Genomic DNA, 21968 nt, shown 5'->3' with positions numbered 1-21968 from the left:
TTCTGCGAGTCGCTGACGTCGGTCGCGGAGGTCAGCCGGTGAGCTGCCGGAGCAGTTCGCCGGCGTCGTGCAGGGCCGTCATGTGCACGAACCGCCCGTCGCGGACCTGATAGATGGCGTACTCGACGATCTCGAACGAGGCGCCGGTGGGAGCCACGCCGAGCCACTCCTTGACCGGAGTGCCCGTGTTGACCAGACGCGCCGCCAGACGGTCACCGTCGAAGAGCAGTTCCTTGAGCTCCCAGTGGAGGTCCGGAACCGCGTCCACGTCGTGCTTCTGCACCGCGAGGAGATCCTCCCGGGTGGCGGGCTCGCCGTTCAGCGTGGTCCGGTCGTTGATGAACTCGTCCATACCATCGAACTTGTGGGCGTTGAGCGCCTCGATATAGCGCAGGTAGAACGCGCGCAGATCACTGTCCGACATCGGATGACCTTCCTGTGGGGCGGCCAGAGGGGCAGCCGCGACCTCGAAATCGCGTGCTGCCGGGCCGAGTTCGGTGATGAGGTTCTTCAGCGAGTCCGGCCCCGTGAGTTGGCGACGACGACTTCGCATCCGCTCGCTGTTGCCGCACGGGTGATCTGGCTGCTGACATCGCCTGCGGCGATGATGCCGATTGTTGTCATAGGTGGTTCCGCTTCGGGACATGACGAGGAACTTCGTCGGTCGGGCGCCTACGCCCGTGCCGCGTAGCGCTCAGATCTGGTTCAGGCCGCCGTCGACGTACAGGCTCGAACCGGTGATGAAGCTGCTCTGCTCGGAGGCGAGGAAGGTCACGGCGGCGGCGATCTCCTCCGGCCTCCCGAGGCGGCCCAGCGGCACACGGGCGGCCAGGTGCTCCTTGAACTGCTCGGGTGCGGGGGTGAGCGCCGAGAGGGCAGGGGTGTCGGTCGGTCCGGGCGTGACCGTGTTGACCCGGATGCCGCGTGCCTTGAGTTCGTTGGCCCAGGTACGGGCGAACGAGCGGGTGGCGGCCTTGGACGCCGCGTACACGCCGAGGCCCTCATCGCCGACGTCCACGTTGGTGGAGCCGTTCAAGATGACCGAGGCGCCGTCGTTGAGCAGGGGCAGGGCCTTCTTGACGGTGAACAGCGTGCCGCGGACGTTGATGTCGAAGAGCGTGTCGAAGTGCTCCTCGGTGACCTCCTCCAGCGGTACGAGCGCGGCGACGGAGGCGTTCGCGAACAGTACGTCCAGGCCGCGCCCCCGGTTGCGGATCGTCTCGTAGAGCCGGTCCAGGTCGGTGAGGTTCGCGATGTCACCGGTGACCGCCGTGACCGCCGGACCTATCGCTTCGACGGCCGCGTCGAGTTCGGTCTTGCGCCGGCCGGTGATGAAGACGTGCGCGCCCTCGGCCGCCAGCCGCACGGCGCTGGCCAGTCCGATTCCGGCGCTGCCCCCGGTCACGAGCGCGGTCTTGCCCTGAAGTAGTCCCACGTGAACGGCCTTCCTCGACTTCTGCAGCGATCGCTGCAGAAGTCGAACATAGCACTTCCGTAGCGATCGATGCGGAAGAGGTAGGATGTGGGGGTGGAGACGAGGAAGAGCGGCCCGATCGGCCGACCGCGAGGATTCGACGCCGACGAGGCTCTCGAGCGCGCCATGCTGGTGTTCTGGGAGCACGGCTACGAGGGGGCGAGCCTGGCCACCCTGACGAACGCCATGGGCATCTCCACCACCAGCATGTACGCGGCCTTCGGCAACAAGGAGGAGCTGTTCCGCAAGGCCCTGGAGCGCTACACCGAAGGCCCGAGCGCGTACCTGCCCCGGGCTCTGGAGGAGCCGACCGCCCACGGCGTCGCCGCCGCGATCCTGACCGGCGCCATCCGAACCACCACCCGCCCCGCCCAACCCAACGGGTGCCTCGGCGTCCAGGGTGCCCTGACCGCCAGCGACTCCGGGCGGGAAGTCCGGGACCTTCTCATCACCTGGCGAGACAACAGCTATTCCTGCGTCCGAGAACGGTTCCAGCGGGCCGTCGACGACGGCGAACTGCCTCCGGAGACAGACCCGGGTCTACTGGCCCGCTACGTCACCACCCTGGCGTTCGGCATCGCCGTGCAGGCCGCGAGCGGTGTCCCCCGCGACGAACTCCAGGGCATGGCCGACGCCGCCCTCCGCAACTGGCCGCTCCCCTGAGACGGCGTACGGCTGTCGGCCCCCTCCAGGCTGGATCGCTTCTGACGGCGTGTCCGCCTCGGGGGCTCGCCGTACGGGGATGAGAAGTCGCCGGCTCGTCGGGCGCAGCTTCTCCTGGTCACCTTGCGTGCGTCAGCGAGCTCCTTCACTCGTCCATGGACCGTCCGTTGGCAGGCGCAGCGCACTGCCTGCGGCTCGCTATGGCCGTTTCCGCTGCCTCTGAGCATGTGCGCGGGCTTTCATGCGGTTCCCGCACGTCGCCATGGAGCACCACCGTGCGGTACCGGGGCGGCTGCGGTCGATGAGGAACAGATGACACTCGGTGTTCGAACATGGCCGCAGCCTGCCGGGTAGCTGGCGTGTGACGTCTGACCAGGCGAGGATGATGTTCACGGCTAGGCGCTTGTCTCGATCAGCTCGCACCTCCCAGTCGACACCGTCGCTGGTGACGAGCGGCACCTGTGAGACGCCTTCGAACGGGCGCTGGAGTACGTCATGAGCGATTCCGTCATCCTCGCCGCGCAGCAGCGCCTGTAGCGCATCTCGGACTGCCCGGACCTGAGCGAGCTCGCGTGCGGTCCCGCTCCCGCCCAAAGTGCGCAGCCGTGCTCGACCGTCGAGCCCGACGAGCTCGTCGGTGCTTCGGCCGTCCACCACGGGTGTGCTGTTGAGGACGGCGAGCAGTACGTCCTCCGGGCTCTGCACGGTTACCTCCCACTTGACCGATCGACTGTGGCGTGCTTCGCTGAGCTAACTAACCACTAAAGTAGAGTTTAGGAGTTAGCGTGGTTGCTGTCCATCACCGCACTGTCGGGGTCGACGACCTCACCGTCTTCTACCGCGAGTCAGGCGCAGCGGACGCGCCGGTGCTCCTGCTGCTTCATGGGTACCCCACCAGTTCGCACATGTTCCGGCACCTTGTGCCGGCCCTCGCCGACAGGTTCCGGGTCATAGCCCCGGACCACATCGGCTTCGGGCGCTCGTCGGCACCCACCACCAGCCAGTTCAGCTACACCTTCGACGCGTTGGCAGCAGTGACCCGGGGCTTCCTGAGCCGGCTCGGCATCACGCAGTACACGGTGTACGTGCAGGACTACGGCGCTCCAATCGCGTGGCGACTCGCTCTCGCCGATCCAGACGCCGTCACGGGCGTCATCAGCCAGAACGGCAACGCCTACGAAGAGGGCTTCGTCCCCAGCTTCTGGAAACCCATCTGGGATTATGCGGCGGATCGTAGCCCGCAGAACGAGGCCGCGCTGCGACCGGCGCTCGAGAGGGAGGCCGTCGAGTGGCAGTACAAGCACGGCGTTCCCGACGACTCGCTAATCGACCCGGACGCGTGGGAACATGATGTAACTCTCCTCGCCCGCCCGGGCATCGATGCCGCGCAACTGGATCTGTTCGCAGACTACGCGAGCAACCGCTCGCTGTACCCCGATGTGCAGGCGTGGCTGCGTCGCAGCGGGGTGCCTGTCCTCGTCGTGTGGGGCCGCAATGACGAGATCTTCGCAGCTGCCGGCGCGGAGGCCTTCCGTCGCGACTCGCCGCACGCCGAAGTGATGCTCCTCGACGGAGGGCACTTCCTGCTCGAGTCCCATCTCGACCAAGTGGCAGTCACGATTCGCGGGTGGGCAGCGAGCAGCAACCTCGCGCCCGGTCCTGCGCAAAGGACGGCAACGACCGAGCGCATGCTCCGGTGAGGACAGTGATGCCGCCGGCCTCAGAGGCGGCGGCCAGGCGCACGGGGCTCCAGTGCTCTGCTTGCACGCACTTGCGCACGGTAAGCACCGGGGGAAGATCCGCGATCGCGTGCGAAGGCGCGGGTGAAAGAGGGCACGGATCGGTAGCCCACCTGCGCCGAGATGTCCTCCACGGTCTCTGCGGTGTCGCGGAGGCGGATCGCCGCGAGGTCCATCCGCCATTGAGCGAGATACCTCGCGGGGCTTCGAGCCATGCTCGACTGGAACCGCCGTGACAGCGTCGCTCGCGACACCGACGCCGCGGAGGCCAAGCTGTCGACGGTCCACTGGGCCGCAGGGTCAGCGTGGATGCGCTCGATCGCCTCGCGAACCAGCGGATCCTCGACCCAGCCCAGCCATGTCCCGCGCTGCTGCGTCGGGTTCAGCGCCGACCACGCACGCACCAGCTGAATCAGCACAACCTCAACGAGACTGTCCACGATCGTGGGCGTACCGAGCTGTGGCCGCGAAAGCTCTCGCTCCATCAGCTTGACGGTGTCCCCCAGGTGCGCGCCCCCTACCTCGCCGCCAGGGATGTACACGACACCGGGTACCTCGTCGAGCACTTGCGTCCGCGTCGTCGCAGTCGTAGAAGATCGTCAGCAACCGGCTCCGAACCGGGCCATTGCCCAGTCGCAGCGGCCCATGCTCTGGCTCCGCCGAGGAGGCCGAGGCGGAGACCCGTTGGGCCGGGTTGGCCAAACCTGAGGCGTCGCCCAGGCGATGCGACACTTCTGCCGGTAGGAGGACCACGTCACCAGCCGTCAGCTCGGACTGCCTGCCATCAACCTGACTCAACAAGACGGTTCCGGCCAGGACGGCGTGCACGGCCATGGCCGGACTATCGGACAGCTCGATCGACCAGTCACTGCCAGCCGCGATCCAGGGACCGAGGGTGCCGCGGAAGCCCGACAGCCGAAGCACTTCAGATATGAGGTCCACAGCGCGACATTAACGCACTCACCGCGTGCGACAGGCGGATAGGAAGTGCGCGGCATACGGACATGGTCCGCCGCCGCACAGCCTCATAGCGTGAGAAGCCCACATGGCGACCGGGAGAAACGATGAAGGCTGCGGCTAGGCCGTGTACGTCGACTTGATCGGCGGGTTCACTGCTGACGTGCGGAGCTCGGGCTGCGTGTGAACGTGACATTGCTCAATCAGGTTGAAAGATGCTGAAACTATGCCCATATCGAACACGTCGGCAGCCCTCATCGCAGGCCGCGGCATCGCCGGTTTGGTCGCCGCTACCGCGCTGACCCGCTGCGGCCGGCCAGTGACTGTCCTGGAGCAGGCCCCCCACATCCGAGGGGTGGGCACCGGACTCGCCTGCCACCCTGGGGGTCCACCGCGCTGAACTCCACTGCGTCTTGCGCGGGTTCACTAGACTCAGACGCCCTGATACCGGCGCGCAGATGGTTGACGCCGACCGGGACGGGACACTCACGTTCGTGCGCGACGGCGAGCAGCAGACGCGCAGCGCCGACCTGATCGTCGGTGCCGACGGGGCCCGCAGCAGGGTACTCGCGCGGGTGTCCACCGGCGCGACCGTCCCGGCCTTCGCCGGCGCGGTGGCCTGGCGGGCCGTCGCACCTACCCCGGCGGGCACGTCACCGGAGTTGGGCATCACCTGGTCTGGTGGCAAGGCATTCGGCATCGTGCCGCTCGCCGATGATCCTCGGCATCGACGCCTCAACCGTTCTGCTCACCGCGGCAGTCGTGGCCCTCGTAGCCGCTACCGGTCCTGGTTCCACACCCCTCCCGGTTCCCCCCCACACCGAAGCGTCCGTCTCGAACCTAGGAAGCCACACGTGAACCGCATCCCCGACAATCCCCCCGGCACCGTTCGGACCGTCCCCCAGCTACCGGCTGGGCTCGCCGACGTCTTCTGCAGCGGCTTCGTCGACACGGGTCGTCTCCGACTGCACGCCGTCACTGGTGGCACTGGACCGGCTCTGCTCCTGCTCGCGGGATGGCCGCAGACGTGGTACGCGTGGCGGCACGTCATGCCGGCCCTGGCGGCGAGGTTCAGCGTCGTGGCTGCCGATGCACGAGGAGTCGGCGCCTCGGACAAGCCGGACAGCGGCTACGACACTGCCACGCTCGCCCGCGACATGGTCGAGATGATGGCGGCCTTGGGGCACGAACGCTTCTCCATGGTCGGGCACGACATCGGCATGTGGACGGCGTACGCCCTGGCCGCCGACCACCCGGGCGTGGTGGAGCGGTTGGCCGTCGTCGAAGCTGCTATCCCCGGACTGACACCATCGGCCCCGATCTTCAGTGGCGTCCAGGTCAACGAGAAGCTCTGGCACTTCGGCTTCAACCGCCTGCCGGTCCTGAACGAGGTCCTCGTCCGAGGACGCGAGCTCGAGTTCTTCTCCGAGCAGTTCCGCACCAAGGCATCCACGCCCACGGCGATTCCCGAGTACGCAGTCGCAGAGTACGTCGATGCGATCATCCGCGACCCAGCTGCCCTGCACACCAGCTTCGAGCCCTACCGGGCCCTGGAGGAGACGATGCTCCAAAACCAGCTGCGGCAGCATCACCATCTGACCCTGCCGATCCTCGCCATCGGCGGCGCCCGAGGACTGGGTGAAGGCGTGGGCGAGACGATGCGGCTCGCGGCAGAGGACGTCAGCACCGTGACGATCCCGGACGCAGGGCACTACCCCGCCGAGGAGAACCCACGAGCGATGCTCGAGGTTCTCCGGCAGTTCCTCTGAGCGACCCCCGACCGCGCCGAGTGCGTCTCTGCCAAACGAGCGGCCCACAAGAGCGGTGAAGTGACATCTCCTACCTGCTGCCGTATTCGTCAAGCCCTCGGCGAGCGGCCCAAGACAATCACCCGTCAGCGAATGAAAGCAGATCTCTCGTGAACCTCACACCTACCACTCCCGCCACCTCCGAGCTGCCAGCCAGCGTCCAGGGTCTCCGTGACGCCATCAACTCCCACGACGCACAGAGAGTTGGAAACGCCTTCACCTCTGACTACAGGGCGGTCATTCCTTTGCACCCATCGCTGAACTTCACGGGCAACGACCTGGTGGTGCGGAACTGGGCGGGAATCTTCGGGCAAATCCCAGATATCCAGGCCGAGGTTCTGCGCACCGCTGTGAACGGCGACGAGGTCTGGTCGGAATGGCGGCTGACAGGCACCAGGGTCAACGGCGATGCCGCCGAGCTCGGCGGACCGGTCATCTGGGTCGAACGTGATGGCCTGATTGCGCACGCCCGCTTCTACCTCGACCCCGTGACCGCGCCGGCCGTACACCCAGCAGCCGGTTCCTCCTCTACGTGACCTTCCCTCAGCAGCCCGCCGAGACAGCTGAGGGAAGGTCAGGTCGACCGAAGTCTCATGTGCCGGAGCGACTGGGAGCTCGTTCGGCCTGTCTGCCCTCGACCCGGCTGTACGGCGGGCCCGCCTGTCCGAGGCATCGCTGGGGTGCCCCCGGAACCGGGCCTAGCCGAACGCGGAGCGTCATCGCCTGGGGTGGCGATTTCGCCGATCGCCCCGGGCGGCGGCGGTAGAGGGTCACGAGCTCGAGGTCCCCGCCCCACGAGGCATGTCGCCGCACGGTATGAATGCTGATATGGCTGGTGCCCTGAGTGGACTTTTCCAGGCAAGACGGGGATGACTATCCGGATCGTAAGGTCGCGGATGAATAGAATAAAGACAGGCCGCAGCAGCAGTGGCCAAACTCTGCATAATGAACGGCTAGCCCAATTGAACGGCTAGACTAGCTCAGCGGCATGAGATTGTCAGAGAGTTCTTTAGGCTGGCGGACGGGGGAGATGTGAATCTTGGCCTCCTCCTCGCCGACACGTCGAGTATTAATTGCCCAAGTATGATTTCGGGTACGGCAACGGCTCCATCGTCGAGTTGACTCGACGCTTGGACCTTGAACGCCTGGAATATGACATCGACGGTTTGGACATCATGACGAGCGGTCGTGTGATCGTCGAGGGGCGAAAGTGAGGCATCACGGGCGGTGGCGAGTTCCGGCCCGACGGCAAAATCTCCACCGGCCTCTTCTGTAACGACTTCACATCCGAGGCCTACTGATCAGCAAGATCTATTTCTGCATAGACCCGGAATGCACGAGCAACCACGAGGGGAAGGTTCAACAGCTCCATCACGGTTGAGGTTCACTGCCATCATGGCTGCAGCCTGCGGGCAAACTCTGGCTGACCCCATGGGGGGCTCGCCTCCTCGGTGGACTCGCAGACGTCCCAAGCCGACCACGCGAAACTCTCTCCCAGTCCAGCAGTAGGCACTCAGCCCCGCACCGTGCCGGCCCCGTTCCGGGACGGGCGACGCAGGCACACCGCCACGGACGGGTATTTAACGGAAGGACAGACGTATTAACGAGGACAGTCAGAACATCACACGGATTGGCCGCCCCCAGCCCTCTCACGGGTACAAGATGTACCACGGGCCCGTCGAGACCGTGACCCGCGAGACAGACGTTCAGGTCATCACGCTCATTGGCTCCGAGGAATCTGACCTCCTCCACGCGGCCGGTGCATGGATGGCTGAGCACCTCGTCGCCGTTCTCCTTGGTCTGAACTGGGTCGGCGACTTCCTTTCTCCGCACGACATCAACGTACCCGGACCGCCACGACACCGCCTGGACCTCACCGTCGACCTATCCAATGAACGCCTGAACCGCCCCGGTTCGAATCGAGACTCGATTCTGTGAAGGATTGAGTCATGGCACGTCCTTCTTCCCTGGATGAGTAGACGCGCGGCCGCCATGGTGGCGTCGTCGCGCACGCGCCGATCGGAGCAGCAGGAGCGCCTGGAGCTCCAAGTCGCGGGCCTGCAGGCCCTGCGGCCGGGTCTCGCTCGCCCCTCACCCGCAAGGCCGGCAGGGAGGTGCGCGACCTGCTGGCTGCACCGGACGATCCGACGGCAGTTCGAGGCCGAGCAGATCGTGGTGCGATCGCGCACCTGCCCCGGCCGGGACTGCCAGACGGTGACCGCGACGGACGAGGAGATCGCTGCCGCCCGGGCGGCCAACGTGTGGCACGGGCCGCGGCGGTGCCCACCCTGCGCCGAGCGAGATGCGCAGGCACGCGCCGCGCGGCTCCGCGCCGACCAGGCAGCGCGCGAACGCGCCGATAGACAAGCCGGGACGAGATCGTCGAAGAGGCCGCGTGGGCCCGGACCGTCCTGGCCGACCCGGAGGCGGTCGTCCTCGACTGCGAGACGACCGGACTGGACCCGGAGGCCCGCATCGTCGACCTCGCCGTCCAGACAGTGGCCGGCGACGTCTTGGTCGACACCCTCCTCAACCCGATGCGTCTCTCACGTGTCGTCACTTTGAGTCGTTGAGGCACCACATAGTGTGTCGGTCGGGCATCTGCGCCGCCGGTCGTCACGACGTGCTGGGCTCAAGCCCCGCCTACAACATCTGGCGCAGCCACGGTCCGCAGAACCCGGCGGCTGCCGTTAGCGGTAAGGGAGTGCAGTGAGCGATAAGGAACCGAAGCTGATCTACGGCCAGGGAGCCGAGGCGTGCCCCGAGGGGAACTTCTGCCTCTACCGGGCCAGCAACTTCAACGCGGGCCAGACCCCGGGGCGTGGCGACAAGATTCTGGCCATTCCGATGGGTGCGTACATCAACGACTTCTCCGAGTACGGGTTCGACCACAGCAATGACGGGGTGAGTGCCGTCGTCAACAACACGGTCGAGGACAACGCGCTCTTCTCGGCCGCCAACCAGCAGGGGCATTCACTGCCGGTGGACCGGGGGACCTCGATCGCGAACCTGGCCTCCATCCCCATGGCCGGGAGTCCGAACGGCTCCTGGAACGACCAGGCCCAGTCCGCGCTGGCGTCCCGCTTCGTTGGGAACCTGCGCGTCGACCAGGCACTGCGCGGCCACTGGGCGGAAGGCCCGGGGCACATCTACTCCTACCGGCTCACGATGCACGCCGAGGACACCCGCGTCATGAAATGGGCCGTGGGCTTCGGCGACCTGCCGGAGGGAACCTCACTGTCCAAGAGCTTCACCGACGCCTTCTGGGGCGAGATCCTCCGTAACGGCACCGACGGCGCCGTCCTGCTCGGCTCCCCCCAAGGCGGCGGACACAGCGTCGATCCCGGCACTGCCCTCCCCATCGACATCCAGGTCCTCTACCCAGACGAGAACCCCGCCTACGAACGCCTCACCGGCCTGAACGCCCAACAACTGGGCTGAGCCGAGACCCGGTCCACACCGAACTCCCCCGGACGGCCGCGTCCGGCGGAGTTCGGCCCCCGACCGGCACGCCGGTGCGGGCCAGGTCCCGACGCAGGCCTCGTGCGTGCGCCGAACGTGAAAGCCGCATTCACTCAACCTTCGATGACATTGCTCAATCTTCAGCGCGACAGGACAACAGGACGGGCAGGGGGCGGTACGGTCGCCGCACCCCTCCAACCCGCCGATTCCCGGAGCCGGGCATGGCCGACCGCCGCAGCACCATCCCCAACTCGGTGCTGCGCCGCGTGCGCGAGGAGGAGTTCCAGATGAGCCGGATGGAATTCGCCGCTGGGGTGCGCCAGGCGGGCGAGGAGATGGGCGAGCACGTCGGGTGCGGGCCGCGCCTGGTGGCGGCCTGGGAGGACGGGGAAGTCGACTGCCCCCGGGCGGTCTACCGGCGCATCCTGACCAGGATGACCGGCCGCAGCATGCAGGAACTCGACTTCCGCGCGGCCGCGGCTCTGTCCGCGGCCGCGGACAGCACGGTGCCGCGACCACGGGAGGAGCGTGATCCGGTGGACCGGCGCGACGTCCTGCGCGACGGGGCGGGTGCCGTCCTGGGCGTCTCCTTCGCCGGCGGCGACCCGCCCGGGAGGATCGGCGCCACCCATGTGCGGGCCGTGACCCGAGCGGTGGCCACGCTGTACGCCGAAGACCACGATCACGGCTCGGTCACCCTGCGCCAGGAGGCTTCCCGGACCCTGCACCAGGTCTACCAGTGGCTGCAGAACGGCACCTGCAGCGTCGCCACGGAGCGCAGGCTCCGCACGGCGGTCGGCTCGCTGTCGATCGCCGCGGGCTGGTTATCCTTCGACTCCGGCCGCCCGGGCGATGCCCATTCCCTGTACGGCGAGGCCCTCGCGGCCGCGCGGATCTCCGGCGATCCGGAGCTGGAGGCGCACGCCTTCGGCTGCCTGAGCCTGCTGGCCAAGGCGCAAGGGCGCCCCCGCGAGGCGGTGGCGGCCGCGCAGGGCGCGCAGACCGTCGCCCGCAGCCTCGGCTCCCCCGGCTGCTGAGCCTGTTCCACATGCGTGAGGCCCGGGGCTGGGCGCTGATCGGTGACGCCGGCGCGACCGACCGGGCGATCGTCAAAGCCCACCACCTGTACGCCAAGGGGCCCGCGGAAGCCGACCCGAACTGGCTGGACTTCTACGCGCCCGGCGAGCTGGCCGGGCTGGAGGCGCTGGCCCGGGCCGACCTCGGGCAGCACGAGCGGGCGGCCGCGGGGGCGGAGCAGGCGGTGCTGCTGCACGGCGGCGCCTTCGCCCGGAATTCCGCCCTGTACACGGCGGACGTCGCCGTCCAACATGCGGTGAGGGACCGGCCCGAGCCGGAGGCCGCCGCCGACGCCGCGGGCCGGGTCCTGGCGTATCTCCCCGAGGTCCGCTCCGGCCGGCTGCTGCAATCGCTGCACGACGTCTCGGGCGCACTCCAACGACACAGCCGCGTCCCCGCGGTCGCCGACTGGATCGAGGAGTACCGCACCATCACCACCGCCAACGGAGGAGGACGGGCGTGACCACCCCCAGCACCCGCACTGACGTCGTGATCCGCACCTACGGCCCCGGGCAGGTGCCGCCCTTGGTCGACACGATCGCCGACCTGTGGGCCGACGCCCACCCGGAGATCGCCGACACCCCCGCAGCGCAGAGCGAGGGCCTGTCCGTGCCGGCGCTGCGCCGCCAGGTCCTCAGCCACATCCGCAACCACCAAGAGGGCTTCACCCTGGTCGCGGCATACGCCCACGGCTCGATGGTCGGCTTCGGCTACGCCTTCCCCTGCACGGCGGAGTACTGGTACGGCAGTGACCTGCTCCCGCAGATCCCCGAACCGGCCCGCGTCGGGCGGCTGATGGGCCTGTGCGAACTTGCCGTCACCCCCGCCTGGCAAGGCCAGGGAATCGGCACCCGCCTGCACACCGCGCTGCTCACCGCGATCGACCCCGAGTGGTCCTCGCTGCTGGTACGGCCCGACAACCCCGCCGGGCGGACGCTGTACGAACGCCTCGGCTACCGGTACGCCGGCCCGTACCGCAACGGCCCCTCTGGCCCGGTCTACGACCTGCTGCTTTTGCGGGTCGAGGGGTCCTGAATGGACGCGTGCAGGGCTCGACGAGCAACCCCCGCCGTTCAGGTGAGGAGGGCGGTGAGGGTTGCGGTCACGGTGGCGGCGAGGGTGATGACCGTGGCGAGGGTGATGGCGGCGCGGGTGAGGGCGGCGGGGTAGGTGGCGCCGTCCATGCGGGCGAGTTTGCCCGCGCCGGCCGCGGCGAGCAGCGCGATGACGATGACGAGTGTGGCGGTGAGGAGGACAACGGCGACGCTCACGGCAAGCTCCCTGTACACGGTGGGGTGTTGACGTGGTCGAAGGTCGCGGAAGTCGTGTGCGCCGCTGTCAGCCGGGACAAAGATTGAACACGGCGAACAACATCACGGCCGGGGGGCGAGGACGTGCACGAGGAGCAGGGCGGAGAAAATCTGGCACTCACCGAACTACGCCGGAGACTCGATGGCGGGCTGAACCGCATGCGGTTGGACAAGAAGACTCTGGCCGGTCTGGCGGGGCTGAGCCGTACGACGGTGTCGGAGGCGTTCCAGACTGACGGGCCTGTTCCTTCGGAGAGGACCGTGAAGGAGTTGGCTCGCGTACTGAAGTTGCCGAGCGAGGAGTTGTGGGCGCTACGACGGGACGCCGCCGCAGTCGGCAAGGGTGGGGTCGGTGAGCATCCGGGGCCCGGCAGGCCGATTGCGGAGTGGGAGCCGCACGATCTGGAGATCCACCCCGCGGGGCCCAAGCAGACCGCTCCAGGCTCTCGTGGGTCCGGGCCCCGGGCCCTGCCCAGCTATGTGCCACGCGCGCATGACGAAGTACTGGGCGAAGCGGTTCGAGCGGCTGCGGCCGGCCGCAGCGGGATCGTGGTGCTGGTGGGCAGCTCGTCGACGGGGAAGACACGGGCGTGCTGGGAGGCCGTCCAGCCCCTCAGGAAGGAGGGGTGGCGGCTGTGGCATCCCTTCGACCCGACCCGCGCGGAGGCCGCGCTGGAGGATCTGCACCGTGTCGGGCCCCGCACCGCTGAAGAACCGCAAAGTCCGAGGCGCCCAGGCGGTGGCCGAGGCGGCGGTCGCTGCGGCGCAGGCCCAGCACACCGCCGTGGCCGGGGAGAGCACAGCCGCCACCGTGGTGAACACCCTGGCCCGGTCCGTTCTGGCTCTGGATGAAGAGATCGCCGCGGTGGATGCAAGGATCGCGGCCCGATTCCGAGAGCACCGGGATGCCGAGGTGATCCTCAGCATGCCCGGCATGGGTCCGTTGCTGGGGGCGGAGTTCATCGCCTGCACCGGTTCTCGTTGCAGGTGAGCGGTATGAGGGCGTCGGGTGCGGGGTGGCGGGCGTGTTCGTCGGCTCGGACGACGGCGAGGAAGGCGTGGGCGAGCATGGCGAGGGTGACCCAGCGGGACCAGGACGGGTAGCGGCGGACCTGGTGTTCGTCCAGGGCGGCCAGGCCCTTGCCGGACTGGAAGAACTCCTCCACCCGCCACCTTGATCCAGCAACTCGGACCAGGGTGGTCAGCGGCACCGGTGCGAGCGAGTAACAGCGGTAGTAGGCGAGTTCGCCAGTGCTGCGGTTGCGGCGGATGAGCAACTGGCGACTCCCGGGCCGGGGGTCGATGAGGTCGATGGCGGCCCAGTCGTAGAAGCGGTGGCCCTTGGCTCCATCCCCTGCGGACAGCTTCTGCCACGCCCTCCTGGGCACCTTCTTGGCCAAGGCGCCGCGCGGAACTTCCCAGCGCCGGTGGTGACTTCGTGTGAGCAGGCCACCGCGAGGACGTAGCCGGTGCCGCGTTCCTCCAGCGCGGTTCGCAGCGTCGGGTTGCCTCCGTAGACCTCGTCACCCGCAACCCATGCGGCCCGGTGGCCGGCGTCCAGGAACCGGGCGACCATGCGCGCGGCCAACTCCGGCTTGGTCGCGAACCCTGTCTCCTCGCCGAGCCCGGCGGCCCGGCAGCGGTCGGAGTCGGAAGTCCAGGAGCGCGGAACGTACAGTTCCCGGTCCACTGCAGCGTGCCCGCGCTGCCCCGCGTAGACCAGGTAGACGGCAACCTGGGCGTTCTCGATCCTGCCCGCGGTGCCGGTGTACTGGCGCTGCACGCCGACTGTGCCGGTGCCCTTCTTCACGTCGCCGGTCTCGTCGACTACCAGAACCGCCTGGTCGTCGTGCAGGTGCTCCACCACGTAGCCACGCACGTCGTTGCGGACTTGGTCGGCGTCCCACTTGGCCCGCCCGAGCAGGTGCTGCATGCCGTCTGGGGTTCTCTCTCCGGCCCACTCGGCGATGGTCCAGCAGTTCTTGCGCGGCAGGTCCGACAGCAGGCCGAGTACCAACTGCCGGACCCGACGCCGGGGTTCGACCCGCGCGAACCGGCCTGCGATCCGGCTCATCAGGCCCTCGAACGCCTCCTGCCAGCGGGCAGGGTCTACGCTGTGACCTGCGGCCACTGCATGATCGTTTGTCTTCACACACCGATGATCAACGGTGACCGCACCCGTCTCCACAGCGCGTCAGGGTCGCGCAGCGTTCGCCTGCCGTCCTGTGTCAGGAGGACATGTGCAACGTGGCGAAGCCTGGTGGGTCGAGTTCGACGAGCGGCGGCTGATCGTACTGCTGTCGGTAGACAACGCGTCCGGGATCCGGGCGATGCAGGTCGTCGCTCCGGCGGGCGTCGACATCAGCGGTCTGGGTGTCGAAGTGCGAGTTGGCGCCATGGAAGGACTGCCCTTTGAAGGCGTGCTGCGGTTCGCGTTCCCGCGTCCAGGCTTTACTCCTTGCACGTGGCTGACCACCGTGTCCCGGGACGACCTGATCGAGCGGGCGGGAGTCCTGTCCTCCGCGAAGCTCAGCGAGATTGAGGATGCCCTCCGTCTCGGCGGACAGGCGAAGGAGTGGACCCCGGCGACAACCGCGAAGCTCGGCGAGATAAGGGACGCCCTCCGTCTCGGCGGCCTCGGGTAGGCGGAGAAGGAACCGACACCCCCGATGGTGTGGCCGATCTCGTCCAGACGATCGACGCTGGCCACCTGTCTCCTCGGTACCCCTCACCATCGAGATCACGAACTACGGCTGGAGTACTACTAAGGTGGTCAAATTCCGGCGCACCCGATCGCGGGACGGGTCGACAAGAAGTCGGCCGTCGTCAACAACACAAGACGCCGGAGGATCGTTCCGGGCCGTCCAGGAGGTGGAGCAGGAGCGTGTCCAGTTCGGTTGGCACAGGAGCAGCGGCGGCAGCGCCGCGGGGGAGCGGAATGTGTCGCTGCCACCGCCGGTACGGTCTTCGTGCCCATTGACCGTACTCACAGTCGTCAAACCACTCCTGCCGGTGGTCCTTCCCCCAATGGCGGCTCATCGAGCGAGCACAAGATGAGTGCGGCGAGGCGTTCGAGGTCGTCGCGTGAGCCCACGATGCCAGCCTGCATGGGGGTTGCGGAGAACCGTAGCCCGCGACCCCCGCGGAACGACATGTGTCCTCAGCCACAGCGGCCGACCGTCCGGCCCGGCCCGGCCCTCTGTGATACTGCAGCGGTGCCGCAGACACCGCAGCTACCGGCCCCGGTCCCGCACCCGGTCACGCCCGACGCCCCGGCCGCGATAGCGCGCCCGCTGCTCACCCAGTCCTGGCTCGACCTGACCTTCCTGCACTGGGCGGCCGACCCGGCGGACGTGGCCGGACTGCTGCCGCCCGGAACCGTCCCCGACACCCTCGACGGCGTCACCTATGTCGGCCTGGTGGCGTTCCGTATGCACCGCGTGGGCTGGTTCCGTCTGCCGGGCGTGCCCTATCTCGGTTCCTTCCCCGAGACGAACGTCCGTCTGTACTCGGTGGACGCTCACGGGCGCCGGGGCGTGGTCTTCCGCTCGCTGGACGCCTCCCGTCTGGTGCCGGTGGCCGTGGCGCGTGCCGGTTTCCGACTGCCCTACGCGTGGTCCCGCATGGCGATCGAGACCGACGGCGACACCGTCGCCTACACCAGCCGCCGCCGGTGGCCCGCTCCGCGCGGCGCCCGCAGCCGGATCACCGTGCGGGTGGGCGCACGGATCGCGGAACCCACCGCGCTGGAGCACTTCCTGACCGCGCGCTGGGGCCTGCACAGCGCCTTCTTCGGCCGGCCGATGTACCTGCCCAACGCCCATCCGCGCTGGCCGCTGCACCGGGCCGAACTGGTCGAGTGCGAGGAGGATCTGATCGCGGCGGCGGGCCTGCCGGCGCCGACGCGGCACCCGGTGAGCGTCCTGTACTCGCCGGGCGTCCCGGTCCGCTTCGACCGCCCCGCCCGGCGGACCGGCCCGGCGGGCATCCCGACGCCCTGATCGTGCTCCGAGAGAACGCGACCGACCGGGAGCTGCGAGGTTCCTTGAGGCAGCCGAGGCCGCGCCGGGTGTGTAACGGCCCGGTCCGGTCTCAGCTCAGTCCCATGCGCCAGGTGCTCACCTGGTGGGCGCCTGGCGCGGCGCCTCGGATGCGGAGCTGGTGAATTGAGGTATGTCGTGGGGTGTGAGGTCGGTGCGGATGCGTTGGAGTTTGACGGGGTGACTCCAGCGCCCGGTGTTGTCGCGCGCGATGTCGACGGCGACTTCGGCGACCGGGCTGGGTCGCACGAGGATCGGGTCCAGCTTTTCGCGGGCCCACCCAGCCGAGAACGTCCAGCCGCGCCACGGGTGTTCGCCGTGTACGGGGGAGAGGTGCGGTGCGACTTTCGCGGCCGCGGTTGCGGAGACAGTGGACGTGCGGCCCATGTACTGAAGCCGGCCGGTGTTGTCGTACCGGCCCAGCAGCAGGGTCCGCGGCGCGGCGGGGGAACCGGTGACCTCGCCGGCGATCGCTTCGGTGGTGATCCGGACCTTGCATTTGCTCCATCCCCGTGTTCCGGGGCGGTATGGCGCTTGGAGGTGCTTGAAGATGAGACCTTCGAGGCCGGCGGCGGTCCAGTCGAGCCATTGCGTGCGGTGTCAGGGTCGGTGGTCGACGGACTCAGTGCGAGCGCCCCGCTCAGCTTTAGTCCTGTGAAGAGTTCCTCGAGAGCTGCCCTGCGCCGGTGGTAGGGCCAGGGGGTGCGGTCGGTGTTGCGTAGGCGCAGCAGGTCGAAAGCCACGAAGTGCGCCGGCCACTGCGAGGCGAGCCGCCCAGAGCCGGTACCGCGACGCGTCAGTCGCCCGTTGAGCCGCTCGAAAGCGAGCCGGCCGGAGGCGTCCCAGACGACTACCTCGCCGTCGAGGGCGGTGTCGTCTGGTAGCTGTGTGGCGCCGGCGCGGATCTCGGGGAAGGCGGGCGTCATGTCGGTGCCGCGGCGCGAGCGCAGCGGGATCCGTCCGTCGGACCATCGGGCGAGCTGGGCGCGGTAGCCGTCCCACTTCGGCTCAGCCGCGTGCCCGGGCGGCAGACCGGATCCGGGGACGGGGTTGGTGGGTGCACTGAGCGAGGCACTGTTCGGCGGTGGAGGTCGGCCGTACAACGGCCGACCTGGAGGCGATCTGCGAGACCGTCCCTGGGCGGTGGGCCCTTGGATACACGGGTGGACGCCGAACCGCTCCCCTTCTGAATCCTCACAGTTGGGCCTGTTGAGACGTCGCCGGCAGACGAGGCTGCGGCCGGTCCGCTCCACGAGTTGCAGCTGGATGGATGTGGCCGGCATGTCGCCGACGGCCACCAGGGCCGCGGGCGGTGTCGGTCGCCGCGCGGGTCCGGCGCTCTGGTGCGGGCAGCGCGGCCGGCACCAGGTCGGCGGCGTACGCCAGGGCGCGGTCGACGTCGCCGAGCTCCCTGCGGATCCCGACCTCGATGCCCGTAGTACGTCTCTTTTCAGCCATGCCTCTATAACGTCCCTGCACGGAAAGGTACTTCCGTACTGGAGCATGCACCTGACATCTTGCATCCACCACTCGTTTCGTACGGCCCGGCCGCTGCCTCAGCACGGCCGGGCCGTCTCCGGAGGACGCATTGATACCCCACATATCCAGCCGACCTAGACGCACGCTGGTGCTGGCGGCCACGCTCGGCGCCGCCCTCGCGTTCGGCGTCCCGGGCGCCCTCGCGGGCACGCTCCCCGTCGTCCCCTCCACCGCGCCGGCCGACAAGGCCCACGCTCCGGCCGCCGTGTCGGCTTCCCAGAGTGCGACCTGGGTGGCCGGCACGCGTGCCTACCTCGTGATCACCGCCCCCGGTGACAGTTCGGCGGTCCGCTCCGCGATCGCGTCCAACGGCGGCACCGTTTTCTCGAACTTCGACGCCATCGGCGTGATCGTCGCCCACTCGGCGTCCAGCGGATTCGCCGCCACCATGCGCGGCGTCGCCGGCGTGCAGCAGGTCGGCGCCACGCGTACCTCGGACGTCCCGGCCGACGCCTACAACCCGGCGCTCCCGGCCAATCCGGCTCAGGCCTCGACCCCGGCCGGAGAACCGGTCCGGGCCGACATGAGCCAGATCAAGGCCGACCAGGCCTGGGCCGTGAACCCGGGCTCCGCCTCAGTCAAGGTCGGCATCCTGGACACCGGTGTGGACGACCAGCACCAGGACCTGGCGCCCAACTTCAACGCGGCCGACTCGGTCTCCTGCGCCTACGGCAAGCCCGACACCCGTGCCGGCGCCTGGCGGGACGTCGACACGCACGGCACCCACGTAGCGGGCACCATCGCTGCGGCCAAGAACGGCAAGGGCGTCGTCGGCGTGGCCCCCGGGGTGAAGATCTCCGCTGTCCGGGTCGCCGAGCCGGGCAACTCCTTCTTCTTCGCCGAGAACACCATCTGCGGCTTCGTCTGGGCCGGTGACCACGGCTTCAAGGTCACCAATAACAGCTATTACACGGACCCGTGGCAGTTCAACTGCCCGGACAACATCGACCAAGCCGCCATCATCGAGGGCGTCAAGCGGGCCCAGGAGTACGCCGAAGGGAAGGGCTCCCTCCAGATCGCCGCCGCGGGCAACGAGAACTACGACCTCGCCCACAAGACGACCGACTCCGCGAGCCCGAACGACTCGACGCCAGTCACCCGCACCATCACCAACGCCTGCCTCGACATCCCGACCGAGCTGCCGGGCGTGGTCACGGTCGCGGCCAACGGCACGGGCGTCAGCAAGGCCTCGTTCTCCAATTACGGGCAAGGCGTCATCGACGTCGCGGCACCGGGCAGCAACGTGTACTCCACCGTCCCCGGCGGCGGCTACGGCAGCAAGAGCGGCACCTCGATGGCCACCCCGCACGTGGTCGGCGTGGCGGCACTCATCGCCAGCGCCAACCCGGGCATCACTCCGGCGCAGCTCCGCGCCAAGCTGGCCGCCCAGGCCAACGACATCGCCTGCCCCTCGGACAGCCGCTGCACGGGCACGACGGCCAACAACTCGTTCTTCGGCGAGGGACAGGTCGACGCCCTCATGGCCGTCGGGACCACCCCGCCGCCCGGCAAGTACTTCGAGAACCTCGCGGACTTCGCCATCAACGACAATGCGACCGTGGAGAGCCCGATCGCCGTAACCGGTGTGACCGGCAACACCCCGGCCACCCTCAAGGTGGGTGTGGACATCAAGCACACCTACATCGGTGACCTGAAGGTCGACCTGGTGGCGCCGGACGGCACCGTCTACACACTGCACGACCACGCCGGCGGCAGCGCCGACAACATCGCCCAGACCTACACCGTGAACGCCTCCTCGGAGGTCGCGAACGGCACCTGGAAGCTGCGCGTCAACGACAACGCCGCCTCCGACACAGGCAAGATCGATGCCTGGAACCTGACCTTCTAGCGCAGGGCCCGGCAACGCCCGCGTACAGCACGCACTGCGCCGGCGACAGCTCCCCGCCCGCGGCCGCGGCCAAGGCGGGGTGCGGTCTGTTCGGCCAGGGCTGCGAACTGCTGGGCGGCAGAGGGCATATGGGCCTCGGCGGTGGTGTACGCCGCGGTCGGGGCCATCATGCCGGCGGCGTTCAGGAAGGCCGCTAGGGCCGGTTTCCAGCTCACCGTGCGCCTCCCTGAGGAGTTGCAGGGCCGTGTCCCCGCTGACCGTACGGGCAGCGGGGCAGCTGCCGCGCGCGCCGCGGCCCCGAGGAGTGCCGGCCGGATCGAGCGGCGGGCCGCCGTCCCAGCCCGGACCGCGGCGGCGGCTTCCGGTGGGGGTGAGGTCGGGGCGGGCGCGGTGGAAGCGTGCGGGGTGGCGTCACCGGCCGGCAGCATCGCGGGCGACATCGATGCCGACTTCCACCATCAGCTTGGGGTCACCAGGGTGACGTCCAGTTTCTCGCGGCTGCCCCACCCGGCGGAGAAGGACCAGCCCGTCCAGGGATGATTACGCTGCGCAGGCGCGAGCAGTACGCCGACTGCGCTGCCGGCTGCCTGGGTGAGCGTTGCGGTGCGGCCGGTGTACTGCAGCCGACCGTCGTGGTCGTATCTGCCGAGCAGGAGGCTGCGGGGCGCGGTGAGGGTGCCCGTGACCGCGCCCACGACTGCCTCGGTGGTCTCGCGCGGCTTGTACTTCAACCAGTCTCTCGCTGACAGGCGGTATGCATCTTCAAGCCTTTTGAAGATCACGCCTTCCATGCCGACCGACGACCAGGTCAGCCACTCGCGGATGGTGTCAGCCTCGGTGGTGGACGGGCACATCACCCACGGCGCCGACAGCCGGTCGATGGCGAACACCGACTCCAACGCGGCCCGGCGCCGCCGATAGGCCAGCCGGTCGTGTCGGTCACCGGTGAGGCAAGCGGTTTGTCATACGCCCAGATTCGGCAGCACTTCTGTCCCCGGCTACGGGAGAGTGTGTGACAGGCCAAGTTCATTGGATCAGGTCGGTGTGTGGATGTTCGGGGGAGGTCGGGCAGACGTAGATCTGCATGTTGTCCGTGCTGCCTACTTCTACCCTCGTCGGCTGCGAGGGGGCGCTGGCCCGCGTAGTAGGAGCCAGCGAGGGCGGCGGCCTGGTCTTCCTGCGGCGCCCAGCTGTGACCTTCACCGCCGTCCCACTCCCGGGAAGCGATCGTCAGTAGTGGGACGGCAGGCCCAGCCGACGAGACCGGAAGACAAGATTCGTGAATCAGCCAGTGAACAGCCGAACAGCCCTGGTGCAAGCCCAGTACCACCTCATCCAGATCACAGATGAACAAGGCCCTGTGGCTGATGACCTCGGCGCGACGCACAACGGTCTCGTGTCAGTCACCGGCGGCGCCGCCGAGGTGATGACCTGGATCCACACCGGCGACGTCCGTGTCACCGTCGAGCCGCACTCTCAGCGGCCCGAGATCGATCCGGGCTGGGAGGAGATCGTCGAGATCTCGTGCGACTCTCCGTCTGGGGAACTGCTGGTGACACCTCTGATGGACGACCCCGCAGATCTGCCCTCTCTGGCGTCGCAAGGACCAGGCACCTACCGACTGCGGATCTACGCACGAGGCAGGGACGCAGCCGTCAACCACACAGAGCCCGATGACGTAGCGGAGACCTACCTGATCCAGAGTTGGCCAGCAGCGCACCAGGACGCACTCCTGGTGAAGGCAACCGACTCCTACGGAGCCCAGAAGCGGGCCCGGCCGGCCAACGACACCATCGTCATCGACCACGAGGACTCACTCGACACCCAAACGGGCCGGGAACGCGACATCCTGCGCCGGGCCGCACGCGGCGACCACCCCTAACTCGCATGGTCGACCTGGCGTGCGCGGCCCTGCGCGCCCAGCGGTAGCGATGTCTGCCGACCGCGCCCAGGATCGCGGTCACGGCGACCTGGCCCAAGGCCACCGTTCAAACGTGCGTGATCCACCTGACCAGGGCCTCGCTTCGACTGTCGTCGTCGCGGGACCACC

At 68.5% G+C, this 21968-nt stretch carries 23 protein-coding genes and 4 pseudogenes; 15 read left to right on the top strand and 12 right to left on the bottom strand.

Translation table 11 applies throughout. The features are described 5' to 3' along the window. Nucleotides 1-31: 31 nt before the first annotated feature. The 3 genes from ABZT03_RS35350 to ABZT03_RS35340 form a co-directional block, all read right to left on the bottom strand. Nucleotides 32-424 (bottom strand): ester cyclase, encoded by a 393-nt coding sequence (locus tag ABZT03_RS35350; RefSeq protein ID WP_356047039.1) that lies wholly within the window; start codon nt 422-424, stop codon nt 32-34. Nucleotides 425-510: 86 nt separating this feature from the next. Then, complete coding sequence (locus ABZT03_RS35345) at nt 511-624, bottom strand: NAD(P)-binding domain-containing protein (RefSeq protein WP_356047037.1); 114 nt, start codon at nt 622-624, stop codon at nt 511-513. 70 nt (nt 625-694) lie between these two features. Further along, a complete protein-coding gene (locus ABZT03_RS35340; protein WP_356047035.1) occupies nt 695-1435 on the bottom strand; it encodes an SDR family oxidoreductase in 741 nt (246 codons plus the stop codon). A gap of 93 nt (nt 1436-1528) precedes the next feature. On the opposite strand from ABZT03_RS35340, the gene ABZT03_RS35335 reads away from it, so the two are divergent. Further along, nucleotides 1529-2137, top strand: coding sequence for a TetR/AcrR family transcriptional regulator (locus tag ABZT03_RS35335; protein WP_356047033.1), 609 nt, complete (start codon nt 1529-1531; stop codon nt 2135-2137). Between the two features lie 198 nt (nt 2138-2335). On the opposite strand, the gene ABZT03_RS35330 is transcribed toward ABZT03_RS35335, so the two are convergent. Next, nucleotides 2336-2530, bottom strand: coding sequence for a CGNR zinc finger domain-containing protein (locus tag ABZT03_RS35330; protein ID WP_356047056.1), 195 nt, complete (start codon nt 2528-2530; stop codon nt 2336-2338). Nucleotides 2531-2922: 392 nt separating this feature from the next. Between ABZT03_RS35330 and ABZT03_RS35325 the strand changes: the two genes are divergently transcribed. Further along, on the top strand, nt 2923-3837 hold the full coding sequence (locus ABZT03_RS35325) for an alpha/beta hydrolase (RefSeq protein ID WP_356047031.1): 915 nt from the start codon (nt 2923-2925) through the stop codon (nt 3835-3837). Between the two features lie 20 nt (nt 3838-3857). Here the strand turns inward: ABZT03_RS35325 and ABZT03_RS35320 are convergent, their stop codons facing one another. Next, entirely contained in the window at nt 3858-4091 is a 234-nt protein-coding gene (locus ABZT03_RS35320; protein WP_356047054.1) for a helix-turn-helix domain-containing protein, read from the bottom strand. Nucleotides 4092-4325: 234 nt separating this feature from the next. Next, nucleotides 4326-4800 (bottom strand): annotated as a pseudogene (locus ABZT03_RS35315) (cupin domain-containing protein); the annotation flags it as partial. Nucleotides 4801-5059: 259 nt separating this feature from the next. Between ABZT03_RS35315 and ABZT03_RS35310 the strand changes: the two are divergent. The 8 genes from ABZT03_RS35310 (at nt 5060) to ABZT03_RS35275 (ending at nt 12215) form a co-directional block, all read left to right on the top strand. After that, on the top strand, nt 5060-5233 hold the full coding sequence (locus ABZT03_RS35310; protein WP_356047029.1) for an NAD(P)-binding protein: 174 nt from the start codon (nt 5060-5062) through the stop codon (nt 5231-5233). A 58-nt stretch (nt 5234-5291) separates the two neighbouring features. Then, on the top strand, nt 5292-6602 hold the full coding sequence (locus ABZT03_RS35305) for an alpha/beta fold hydrolase (RefSeq protein WP_356047027.1): 1311 nt from the start codon (nt 5292-5294) through the stop codon (nt 6600-6602). Nucleotides 6603-6751: 149 nt separating this feature from the next. Further along, nucleotides 6752-7177, top strand: a complete 426-nt coding sequence (locus tag ABZT03_RS35300; RefSeq protein ID WP_356047025.1) for a nuclear transport factor 2 family protein — start codon at nt 6752-6754, stop codon at nt 7175-7177. A gap of 1150 nt (nt 7178-8327) precedes the next feature. Next, a complete protein-coding gene (locus ABZT03_RS35295; RefSeq protein WP_356047023.1) occupies nt 8328-8579 on the top strand; it encodes a hypothetical protein in 252 nt (83 codons plus the stop codon). Nucleotides 8580-9350: 771 nt separating this feature from the next. Further along, a complete protein-coding gene (locus ABZT03_RS35290; protein ID WP_356047021.1) occupies nt 9351-10082 on the top strand; it encodes a peptidase inhibitor family I36 protein in 732 nt (243 codons plus the stop codon). A gap of 242 nt (nt 10083-10324) precedes the next feature. After that, nucleotides 10325-11140 (top strand): hypothetical protein, encoded by an 816-nt coding sequence (locus ABZT03_RS35285; RefSeq protein WP_356047020.1) that lies wholly within the window; start codon nt 10325-10327, stop codon nt 11138-11140. An 11-nt stretch (nt 11141-11151) separates the two neighbouring features. Further along, nucleotides 11152-11643, top strand: a complete 492-nt coding sequence (locus tag ABZT03_RS35280; RefSeq protein ID WP_356047019.1) for a hypothetical protein — start codon at nt 11152-11154, stop codon at nt 11641-11643. Then, a complete protein-coding gene (locus tag ABZT03_RS35275; protein ID WP_356047017.1) occupies nt 11640-12215 on the top strand; it encodes an N-acetyltransferase in 576 nt (191 codons plus the stop codon). The genes ABZT03_RS35280 and ABZT03_RS35275 overlap by 4 nt, the downstream gene beginning before the upstream one ends. Nucleotides 12216-12253: 38 nt before the next feature. Here ABZT03_RS35275 and ABZT03_RS35270 read toward each other — a convergent pair whose 3' ends face one another. Continuing rightward, a complete protein-coding gene (locus ABZT03_RS35270; protein WP_356047015.1) occupies nt 12254-12451 on the bottom strand; it encodes a hypothetical protein in 198 nt (65 codons plus the stop codon). 745 nt (nt 12452-13196) lie between these two features. Here ABZT03_RS35270 and ABZT03_RS35265 point away from each other — a divergent pair. Then, a pseudogene (locus ABZT03_RS35265) lies at nt 13197-13463 on the top strand (IS110 family transposase); the annotation flags it as partial. On the opposite strand, the pseudogene ABZT03_RS35260 reads toward ABZT03_RS35265, so the two are convergent. After that, nucleotides 13450-14564: pseudogene (locus ABZT03_RS35260) on the bottom strand (IS701 family transposase). The pseudogenes ABZT03_RS35265 and ABZT03_RS35260 overlap by 14 nt on opposite strands. 166 nt (nt 14565-14730) lie before the next feature. On the opposite strand from ABZT03_RS35260, the gene ABZT03_RS35255 reads away from it, so the two are divergent. Both ABZT03_RS35255 and ABZT03_RS35250 read left to right on the top strand, forming a co-directional pair. Next, on the top strand, nt 14731-15135 hold the full coding sequence (locus ABZT03_RS35255; protein ID WP_356047014.1) for a type II toxin-antitoxin system PemK/MazF family toxin: 405 nt from the start codon (nt 14731-14733) through the stop codon (nt 15133-15135). 570 nt (nt 15136-15705) lie between these two features. Then, the gene (locus ABZT03_RS35250) at nt 15706-16491 is read left to right on the top strand and encodes a DUF2071 domain-containing protein (RefSeq protein WP_356047012.1); all 786 of its coding nucleotides are present in this window, start codon (nt 15706-15708) and stop codon (nt 16489-16491) included. Between the two features lie 117 nt (nt 16492-16608). Here ABZT03_RS35250 and ABZT03_RS35245 read toward each other — a convergent pair whose 3' ends face one another. The 3 genes and pseudogenes from ABZT03_RS35245 to ABZT03_RS35235 form a co-directional block, all read right to left on the bottom strand. Further along, nucleotides 16609-16779 (bottom strand): ATP-dependent DNA ligase, encoded by a 171-nt coding sequence (locus ABZT03_RS35245; RefSeq protein WP_356047011.1) that lies wholly within the window; start codon nt 16777-16779, stop codon nt 16609-16611. Between the two features lie 413 nt (nt 16780-17192). Next, a pseudogene (locus ABZT03_RS35240) lies at nt 17193-17813 on the bottom strand (hypothetical protein); the annotation flags it as partial. Beyond that, entirely contained in the window at nt 17725-17988 is a 264-nt protein-coding gene (locus ABZT03_RS35235) for a hypothetical protein (RefSeq protein WP_356047009.1), read from the bottom strand. The gene ABZT03_RS35235 and the pseudogene ABZT03_RS35240, both read right to left, overlap by 89 nt. Before the next feature lie 169 nt (nt 17989-18157). Between ABZT03_RS35235 and ABZT03_RS35230 the strand changes: the two genes are divergently transcribed. Then, nucleotides 18158-19918 carry a S8 family serine peptidase gene (locus tag ABZT03_RS35230; protein WP_356047007.1) on the top strand — a complete coding sequence of 587 codons (1761 nt, stop codon included), beginning with the start codon at nt 18158-18160 and terminating at the stop codon, nt 19916-19918. Nucleotides 19919-20376: 458 nt separating this feature from the next. On the opposite strand, the gene ABZT03_RS35225 is transcribed toward ABZT03_RS35230, so the two are convergent. Continuing rightward, entirely contained in the window at nt 20377-20808 is a 432-nt protein-coding gene (locus ABZT03_RS35225) for a hypothetical protein (RefSeq protein WP_356047005.1), read from the bottom strand. 470 nt (nt 20809-21278) lie between these two features. Between ABZT03_RS35225 and ABZT03_RS35220 the strand changes: the two genes are divergently transcribed. Beyond that, complete coding sequence (locus ABZT03_RS35220; RefSeq protein WP_356047004.1) at nt 21279-21800, top strand: hypothetical protein; 522 nt, start codon at nt 21279-21281, stop codon at nt 21798-21800. Nucleotides 21801-21968: the final 168 nt, after the last annotated feature.

The organism is Streptomyces sp. NPDC005574 (assembly GCF_040605435.1).
Lineage (GTDB): Bacteria > Actinomycetota > Actinomycetes > Streptomycetales > Streptomycetaceae > Streptomyces.
Note: the sequence above shows the minus strand (reverse complement) of the source record. Positions and strands in the feature narration are given on the sequence as shown.